7 protein-coding genes are annotated in these 9,331 nt (G+C 62.3%); 2 read left to right on the forward strand and 5 right to left on the reverse strand.

What is annotated here, in order from left to right:
- Positions 1–147 precede the first annotated feature (147 nt).
- From H0274_RS14555 to H0274_RS14570, 4 genes are all read right to left on the reverse strand, one after another.
- Entirely contained in the window at positions 148–1,023 is an 876-nt protein-coding gene (locus H0274_RS14555) for an OmpA family protein (RefSeq protein WP_226796257.1), read from the reverse strand.
- Between the two features lie 1,084 nt (positions 1,024–2,107).
- Positions 2,108–3,331 carry a cytochrome b/b6 domain-containing protein gene (locus H0274_RS14560; RefSeq protein WP_226796259.1) on the reverse strand — a complete coding sequence of 408 codons (1,224 nt, stop codon included), beginning with the start codon at positions 3,329–3,331 and terminating at the stop codon, positions 2,108–2,110.
- Positions 3,332–3,417: 86 nt separating this feature from the next.
- A complete protein-coding gene (locus H0274_RS14565; RefSeq protein ID WP_226796261.1) occupies positions 3,418–3,804 on the reverse strand; it encodes a DUF6152 family protein in 387 nt (128 codons plus the stop codon).
- A gap of 37 nt (positions 3,805–3,841) precedes the next feature.
- Positions 3,842–4,576 (reverse strand): hypothetical protein, encoded by a 735-nt coding sequence (locus H0274_RS14570; RefSeq protein ID WP_226796263.1) that lies wholly within the window; start codon positions 4,574–4,576, stop codon positions 3,842–3,844.
- A 442-nt stretch (positions 4,577–5,018) separates the two neighbouring features.
- Between H0274_RS14570 and H0274_RS14575 the strand changes: the two genes are divergently transcribed.
- Together H0274_RS14575 and H0274_RS14580 are read left to right on the forward strand one after the other, a co-directional pair.
- Positions 5,019–8,045, forward strand: coding sequence for a TonB-dependent receptor plug domain-containing protein (locus H0274_RS14575; RefSeq protein WP_226796269.1), 3,027 nt, complete (start codon positions 5,019–5,021; stop codon positions 8,043–8,045).
- A 171-nt stretch (positions 8,046–8,216) separates the two neighbouring features.
- On the forward strand, positions 8,217–9,185 hold the full coding sequence (locus H0274_RS14580) for a MarR family winged helix-turn-helix transcriptional regulator (RefSeq protein WP_226796274.1): 969 nt from the start codon (positions 8,217–8,219) through the stop codon (positions 9,183–9,185).
- A 19-nt stretch (positions 9,186–9,204) separates the two neighbouring features.
- On the opposite strand, the gene H0274_RS14585 is transcribed toward H0274_RS14580, so the two are convergent.
- Positions 9,205–9,331: aldehyde dehydrogenase family protein (locus tag H0274_RS14585; RefSeq protein WP_226796281.1), on the reverse strand; the 127-nt coding region annotated here is incomplete at its 5' end.

The following is a 9,331-nucleotide window of genomic DNA, read 5'->3' on the forward strand; positions in this document are numbered from 1 at the left end:
GAAATGTGAAGTTCCGGCAACAGCCAGCCCGACAAATGGAAAGGCCCTTCCCGCAAGAGAAGGGCCTTTGCCGTGCCGGTTCGGGAACCGGTCCGGTGGACTATCGGGGTGAGCTCACCTCACCCCGTTAGCCTCACTGCCTTTGCCTCACAGGCCATCCAGGCCCTTGCTGACCAGAATATTCACGGCGACGCGGCGGTTCTGCGCCTTGCCTTCCGGCGTCTCGTTGTCGGCCAGCGGGTCAGCTTCGGCCATCCCCGTGGGGGTGAGCATGCGATAGGGCTTCCAGCCGCAAGCCTGCTGGAGGTAGTTCACCACGCTGCCCGCCCGCTTCTCGCTGAGCGCTTGGTTGATTTCCTGGCTTCCGGTCGAGTCCGTATAGCCCACGACCAGCAGCAGGGCGTTGTCCATCCCTTCGGCGGCCGCTGCGGTGGAGCACAGATCGTTCTTCGCCTGGGCGGAGAGCACGGCCTTGCCGGTGTCGAAATTCACGTTCGTCGTGCCTTTGACGTTATACTGGTCGATGTCGCCCATGCGACCGCGCAGGGCCTCCGTGGCGGCGGTCTGCTCGGCAAAGCGCTGGTCCGTGCCGTTGTAGATCATCGATGCGGTCTTCAGATCCTTGCTCTTGAGATCGATCTTGCTGGCCAGCAGGCCGCCATCCCATTGCAATGTCTCGATCGAAACCGGCAAGCCGTTCAGCAGCGAATCCGCAGCGAGCTTGTTGCGATCAAGCCCGAGGAAACCGCCGCTGGAACGGATTTTCGTATCGTTGCTGATCGCCACGACAGTGCGGGCGCCATCGGCGGTGGTGACCTGAATCCGGTCACCGCTGCGCGCCGAGATGATGCCGGCGATTTCCGGCCCGGCGGTCATCTCGGAAGCATCCGGGATACGCTCGCCATAGACATTGATCGGGCTGTCACCCGCAGACGGATCCTGCTGCGCCATCACGCCCGAAGCCGGAACGGCCATGGCGGCAAGCAGGAGCGACAGTTTCGAACTTCTTGAAAGGACGCTCATTACGTTTCTCCTCCTAAGTCATGCCACCCGGCCCTATGTATTCGCGGCTTCTTTTTGGGCTGCGCCCCCCTGAAGGCGTGTTCGGTTGGCAGAACTTGTTTCACCCCACTTCAAATAATTGTGCGATACCTGTGCTGGTCTGTATGCCGTTTCTGCGTGTTGATCGGCGCCTTTCTCCCAGATGAACGTCCCCGGCAGCCCCCCGTTTGTGCGGGTAATACGAGTGGGCCGTGCGGCGAGCCGATTGGGGTTGAACCCTTCAACCGGGGCACGGGCGCGGGGAAATCATCGGCGCAGACAGGAGAGTCGGGGGCGATGAGGTGGCCAGTTTTACTTATTCGGAACTTGGGTGCCGATAGTGAAAGTGACGGAGCGGGTGATCGCTCGGCTGCTTCCACGCGCCCTTCGGCAGGCTCCGGAAGCGCGCGCGACGAAGTATTGGTGATAATTATTGACAAATATAACCATATTGGCTATATGGCCATCCGCCAGCTACCAACTGGCTCCAGCGGCGGGTCGGGGGCGCTTTGCGCTTCGTTCCTGGTTCCTCCGTTTCCGGGCCGGCGTTTCGGGTGAGCCGGGCAGGTGAGGCGGATAGCAACGCCTCTGCTGCCTTTCACGGAAGCGTCCGCACCTTTCACCGGCACAGGCGCCGGTCCTTTCGCCGAATGTCACGGCAAAGGGCTGCGCGGGTTACGCCGGGGGCGGCTCACTTGCGAGCCCTTCGCTGCCCCCGCTCGTGCAGGTCAGGGCCGAGCAGGTGAGTTCTTCGCGGCACTCCACCAGCCATTCGCAGATCAAACCGCGTCACCGGGCTCCCCTGCGGGCGCCCCGAACACCGGCCCGGACCCGTCCGACTGGTTTCTTCCCCCGGCGTTACTCCGCATTCGCCAGCGGAGGGTGAGGCGTGTCTGCCTGCTTCGTCACCCCCCACTCGTCATCCCGGCGCCCCTCGTCATCCCGGCGCAGGCCGGGATCGCTGGCCGCTGGGCACCCAGATCACAGCGGTCCCGCGTCAAGCCCCGGACGACGTGGGGTGGAGCGGTCTCGGAGCCGCGCATCTGGAGGGCAACTCCGTGCCCGATCATTCCGCAGGGACAGTTCCCCTGGCGTCGAAACTGAAGTTTACCGAGACGTTGGGATCAAGGCTTTCCGCTGCGGCGCCTTCACCGACACCGAAAGCTGCACGCGCAACAGTGGCGCTGCCCTGAACCTTGCGGGCAAGGCCGCTGCCCGTCAGGCGAAAGCTGATCGTCTGGGGCCGGCTCGTGCCTTTCAGCTGCAGGGTGCCGCTGGCGGTATAGCGATCGCCTCCGGTTTTCCGGGCGGACTTGGCGGTGAAGACTGCCTTGCTGAAACGGCTGACGGCGAAGAATTCATCCCCTGCCAGCATTCCGTCCTGCGTGGAATCGCCCACGCTGGCACTGGCGAGGTCAATGGTAATGCGGATGTCGGCGGTTTCCGGCCTTTCGGGATCGAAGGCGATGGCGCCCTGCCATTTGCCGAAGCTGCCCTCGATCACACCTGCATCGCCATTGCCCAGCTTGAAGGTGAGGCGGCCCCCCGGACTGATCGCCCAGATGGGGACGGGTGCGGAACTTTCGGTGGCGGCGGGGCTGGTTTCCTCCGCCGCCGGCAAGGTGTCGGCTGCTTCCTGCGCGGCCGGAGAAGGTGCGACAGGGGCAAGCGCCACGCTGTCGGGTTCCCCGCCGGGCTTTGCGCCGCCGATGGAAAGGAATGCGCCGAGCCCGAGGGCGATCACACCCAGCGCGAGCACTGCCCCAAGCGGGCGGCTTCCCCCCGGCGCCATGCGCTCCAGCAGGCGATCTCGCAGCAGGATTTCATGCCGCACTGCGCCCGCCACATGGAGCAGGAACAGCGCGATGCCGAACCAGGCGAGCAGCTCGTGCGCCTCTTCAACCGCAGGGTTGAAGCTGTCGGCCAGGGGTAGATGCGGCAGGGGCAGGGTGCCGAACAACAGGGTCGGCACCTTTATCGGCGCGGTGGATACCAGAGCCCAGCCGGTGAGCGGGGCAAGCAGCATGAACAGGTAAAAGCCGACATGGACCGCATGGGCCATCCTGTGCGCCCAGCCGCTCTCCAGCGGGGCGGGGCGGGGATGAGCCAGCCTCCACCCCAGACGAAGTATCGTGAGCGCCAGGATCGATATGCCCACCGACTTGTGCAGCTGGAACAGCGCAAAGCCTTCAACACCGCGCGGCATCGCAAAGCCCAGGGCCAGTTCAAAGGCCAGCGCAAAGGCAATCAGCCAATGCAGAACGATAGCGCCCAGCGAATAGCGGGTCATGATACCTCTCAATTGCGGACCGTCGTCCGGGGTTGCCCCGGCGCTTCCGTTCTATTGGAGCGAAGGCGCCGGGGCGGGAGGTTCGGTCAGTCGAACGTCAGTTGCTTCAGCGTCTTCCCACCGGGGAATGTGACCGTGACATTGAAGCCCCCACTACGTCCGTCGCGCAAGGGGTAATAGGTAAGGTCGATGACATCGCCGGGCTTCAGCGTTCGTTTGGACCACCCCGCGCGGGTCAGGTGATTGGGGCTCATGCCCTCGAAGGCCCACTTCTTTTCCTTGCCGTCGGCCCCCTTGGTGGTGACGTACATGAAGGTGTGTGGATTGGTCCAATCCCAGCGCAGCACGGTCGCGTTCCTGAGAGTGATTTCCTTGCCCCATTCGAACATCGCCGTGGAATGATGGGCGGAGGATGCAGTGGGAACGAGTGCCAGCACGGCCGCAGCTGCCAGACTGGTGATGAAGCGGTTCATTCTGTGCTCCTGTGAAATTCAGGCCGGAAAAGGGCCGTCATTCGATCCCGTCAAAGCCGAGGTCCATGCTCGGGCGGCCTTCGGCATCCGCGGCATCGCGGTTGTTTTCCTGGCAGATATATTCGCGGATATCCCAGTCCCGCTCCCGCTTGTAGAACATGGTGGTGGTGTAGGGGGCCGTGAACAATTCGGGATCGGTGATCGTCGTTTCGATGACCAGCCGGTCAGGCCCGTCCAGCTTCATCCGCTCAAGAATGCGGGTGTTTTCCGTCGGATGCAGCCCGGCGATCAGCGAGGTGAGCGGCGAGAGGCCAATGGTCTCGGCTACCAGCGTATCGCCTTCCCAATGGCCGATGGAACTGCCGTTGAAAAGCAGGTCCGGATCTTCGGGCAGGGGGCGGCCATCGGTGAAGATGCGGCGCACCTGGCTGTGCGTTTCGATGACGATGTTCACCTTGCCGGGCGAATATATGAACTCGATCGGATAGGGATAGCGCATTACCCCCGGCACGCCCACGGGCAGGCAATTCGCGCCTTCCGTCTGCAGGTTCTGGCCTTTTTCCTTCGCAGCATTGAAGGCATCCACGATTGCCCGCGCCTTTGCCGTCATCGGCGCCTGGCCCTCGGCCGCCCGCAGCTTGCCCACCACGCCCCATTCCGGGCGCCAGACGCTGTCGAAATCGGGAAGGCGGGCCATTGCCGCGAATTGTGCGGCGCGAGTCGGATCGTCCTGAGCAGATGCGCTGCCCGCCAGTGCCGGAAATGCGAGCATGGCCAAGGCCATCGCCTTGAAATTCATCGACACCCTCTCCCGTTTTTATGGCGTCATGCGCCTTTTGGTTGCCGCGATGATTAGGAATGACCGTTGATAATGTCAATTTCCGGTTGGGCGAGGTGCGCAAATGAACGGAGAGGCGGCGAGCGAGGCCGGCACGTTCCATGCAGGAAGCTTCGCTAAAATGCGCTTGTTCTTCGCTCCGGATCAAGCGCTCGGTGAGTTTTCAGCTTCAAATTCTTTTGCCTCTTGACTTTGATGAAATCAAACAGGCAAGTGTCGTCCCAATAAGCGCCCTGAAGGCGCAGGTGGGAGAGGGTGCAACGAAGCCATTTCGTTGCAGATTGGCGTGGCTGTCAGGGGTCTGGCAGGCACGGCGGTAGCTATGGTGGCGGTCTTCCCCCTGCTCTTCGGAGATGAAAATCAGAAGGGGAGAGACATGGCCAATTCGCGCAATCCTGCAATTCGTTCGGTCCTGCTGGCAGCAACGGCGCTTTGTGCATCACCTGCATTCGCGGCCGACGAAGCCCCTCAGGCCAAGGTCGCGGCAGCGGAGGAAAGCAGCGCCGCCGATGGCGGTTCCTCCAGCAACGGCCCGATCATCGTGACCGGCTCGCGCCTGCAGCGCACGACCTTCGATGCGCCCTCTCCCGTTACCACGCTGGGCGGCGATGACCTCGCACGGCGCGGCGTAACCAACGTGGCCGAGGCCATTGCGGAACTTCCGTCATTCCGTGACAGCACCAGTCCGCAGACGCAGGGCTTCGGCAGCTTCAACGTGGGCGCGCGCATCATGAACCTGCGCGGCCTGGGCGTGACCCGCAACCTTACGCTGGTGAACGGCCGCCGCTTCGCCCCCACCACGCGCGAAGGCTCGGTCGATCTCAACTTCATTCCGTCGATCCTGATGGACCGCACGGAAATCGTGACCGGCGGCGCTTCGGCGGCCTACGGTTCGGACGCCATCACCGGCGTGGTCAACGTGATCCTCAACACCACGCTGGAAGGGATCAAGGCGGAGGCCGATTACGGCATTTCCGACGAGGGCGACGGTGATCGCTTCCACGCCGCCGCAGCCTTCGGCACTGCCATTGGCGACCGGGGCCACTTTGTGATCGGCGGCGAATATGCCGATCAGAAGGGTATCGGCAATTGCTTCACGCGGGACTGGTGTACTGCCGGCGCGGTGGTGACAAACAACGGCTATGCAGGCGGCAATGGCATGCCGAACTTTGTCCGCGTGAATGACGGGGCAGGGCTGAGCTTCAACAATGCCGGTGTAATCAAGAACCCGACTGCCAATCTGTTTGGCACGGGAGGCATCACTTTCGACGATAATGGCAATCCGGTTGCCTACCATGTCGGTTCGCCTGCTTTCGGCACGTTCCAGAAGGGCGGGGATTATGTGCCGGCCTATATCGATTCCAACATCACGGTTCCGGTGGAACGCTATTCTTTCAACGCTTCGCTGAATTATGACCTCACGGACGATATCCGGGTGTTTGTCGATGGCACCTATGGCCATGTCGACGGCCAGCTCCTGCAGACATCGTTCTTCAGTACCGGCGTGCCGATTTTCGCGGATAATCCTTTCATCCCCGCTGCCTTGCGCGCTACGCTTGCGGGCAGCCAGAAGGATCAGCCGACCGCGCCCTATTCCCTCTCCCGCCCCGCTGCGGGGGCCTTCACCATGAGCCGCCTGTTCAACGATTTTGCGCGCGGTTACAGCACGTCCAGCGCCGATACCTATCGCATCGCGACGGGTATCAACGGCTCCTTCAGCGAGAACTGGAAGTGGGACGGCTACTATCAATATAGCCGCACCGATCGCCTGCAGAAGGTGGAAGACAATCTGGTGGTCGGGGCGGCTGTCTATCCGGTCAACAATCCCGCGACGATTGCCAAGAGCAATGCCTATTTCTACTTCGCGGCCGATGCCGTCACCGATCCGGTGACCGGCAAGCCGACCTGCCGCGCATTGCTCAGTTCCGATCCGGCCCTGCGCGCGGCGGCGGCGGGCTGCGTTCCGGTCAATCTGTTCGGCGAGAACAATTACGATCCCGCAGCCAAGGACTATATCTACGGCACGCTGGTGGAGGACATCGCGCTTGAGCAGCATGTGATTGCGGCCAATGTCAGCGGCGAATTGTTCGAGGCGCCCGGTGGCAATGTCGCGGTGGCCTTCGGCGGGGAATATCGGGTCGACAAGATCGACGTCGTGCATGACGATCTGTCGAACCTCTACGCCTATTTCCAGAACTTCGGTGCCGATTACAACGGCAAGACCGAAGTGATCGAAGGCTATGCCGAAGTGGAAGTGCCGATCCTGTCCGATGTGCCGGGGGCGGAAGCCTTGAGCGTGAACGGCGCGATCCGCCAGACGCATTACAACATCACCGGCTTCGGCAGCTATCTGCGCACCGACGTATCGAATTCCTTCGATGCCACGGCCTGGAAGCTGAGCATGAACTGGGAGCCGACCGACTGGTTGCGCTTCCGCGTCAGCCGCTCGCGCGATATCCGGGCGCCCAACTTTGCGGAATTGTTCCTGTCTTCGGCAAGCGCCTTCACGCCGATTTCCAATCCGTTCAAGCTGGACGACCAGAACAAGCCGGTCTCGAACAGTCCCAGCCTGCTGAGCGGCGGCAGCCCCTTCCTCAAGCCTGAAACAGCCGATACCTGGGGTGCCGGCATGATCCTGCAGCCCAAGGGCGCGCTGGACGGGCTGCGCTTCTCGGTCGATTACTTCAACATCAAGGTGCAGGATTATATCGGCACGCCTCCGGGCGGCGCGCAGAACATCGTCAATGAATGTTTCAAGGGCCGCGAGGAAGCCTGTGCCCTCATCAACGATGGCAGCATCGCGAGCGGGCAGGACATTACCTCGGTTCGCAACGTCTCGGTCAATCTGGAAGAACTGCGCACCAGCGGCCTGGACTTCGAGGCGGATTACCGGATCGACATGGGCGCGCAGAACCAGCTGATGTTGCGCGGCCTTGCGACCTATACGGATGAACTGACGACCGTGGCTTACGGGCAGGAGATCAACCGCGCTGGCCAGACCGGCAGCGCGGCGTCGATCAGCGCCCCGAAATGGACGGCCAGCGCCTTCATCACCTTCGTCAATCCGCGTTTCACCCTGACCTTGCAGGGCCGCTATATCGACAAGGGCGTGCTGGATGCGCTCTACAAGGATCCCAGCGACGAGGGCTATGATCCCAAGCTGCCCAATTCCATTACCGATAACAGCGTGCCGAGCCGGTTTTACCTGAACCTGTCGGGCACGGCGAAGGTGGGGCCGCGTTGGGGCGAGGATGACGAGAAGGGCTTTGAATTGTTCTTCCGCATCAACAATTTGCTCAACAAGGAACCGCCGATCGTGCCGGAATTCCAGTATCCCACCAATCCGGTCTATTTCGATACGATTGGCCGCTACTACACGATCGGCGCACGCGCGCGCTTCTGATCCTGGTGTCCCTCGCAGGGGTCATCGCGGCGCCGGCGGTTTCCAAGGGGGGAGCCGCCGGCGTTTTTTCGCGATTTGCCAAGGCCCCATATTGGACATAGGGAAGGACCGATCAGCGGGGGTTGATTGCAACAGACTGCATAAGCAGCGCACAGATACGGGACGATACGCGTGGCGGAAGAGCGGAACGGCATCAATGCGCCGCTGGCAGGCGTTCAGCAGGAACTGATTTCGGCGCATTTTCTGCTGCTGAGGCGGATTCTGGTAAAAAGCGCGCGCGCGGCCTTCAGCGGTTTACAGCCTGAAAACCGGATGGAGCAGCGCGTCGTTTTCACGCTCTATCGCATGGAAGAAGCCCGCGTGTCGGAACTCGCCTCCATGCTGGGCAACGATGTCGCCCAGGTCAGCCGGGCTCTGGCGTCGCTGCGCAAGGATGGGCTGGCCCAGCGGGAACGCCAGCGCGATCCCTATACGCTTACGCCGAAAGGGGTGGTGCTGGGGCAGGAACTCGATGCAGTGGCCAAGCGGCGCGAGGAGGAACTGCTGCGGGGCCTGTCCCCGGTCGAGATATTTGAACTCGCCGGGCTGATGATCAAATTGCAGAGCCGGGCGGCCCAGATCCTGGCCGACGAAATGGCATTGGCCAAATCGGAGGAGCCGGGTGAGGAAGGCCCGGGGACTCTTACGGACACGCCCAACCGCGTGCAGGCGGCCATCATCAATATCGCCAATATCATCACCCGCAGCGCCACCGCCTCTTTCAAGCGTCAGACGGGCGTGTCCAATTTCGAATGGCGAGTGCTGGTGAACGCTGCCAGCCGTCCGTCGATCTCGTTCATGGGGCTGGTGGAGCATGTGGATGCCGACAAGGCGCAGGTCAGCCGGACGCTGGATTCGCTCGCATCCGCCGGGCTGGTGAACCGGGTCAAGGATGCCACCAGCGGGCAGGTGAAGATCGAACTGACCGAAGAAGGCCAGCGTGTTTACGGCGTGATGCGCGACGATGCCCTGCGCCGGAATGTCATATTCGCAGGCTGGCTGAAACCGGCCCAGCGCGGCAGATTGCAGGGCTATCTCGACCTGCTGATCCGCAATACGCTTGAGATGGAGGGAGTGGAAGACCGGGCGCCGCCGGAATAGCGGCGCCCGATTTCTTCTATCAAATGGGGTAGTGCCCCGGCTGAGTTTCGATGGTGATCCAGCGCAGTTCGGTGAAGGCGTCGATGCCGGCCTTTCCGCCGAAGCGGCCATAGCCGGAGGACTTCATGCCGCCGAAGGGCATCTGG

Source organism: Fulverythrobacter ferritrahens (assembly GCF_020539485.1).
Classification (GTDB): Bacteria; Pseudomonadota; Alphaproteobacteria; order Sphingomonadales; family Sphingomonadaceae; genus Andeanibacterium; species Andeanibacterium ferritrahens.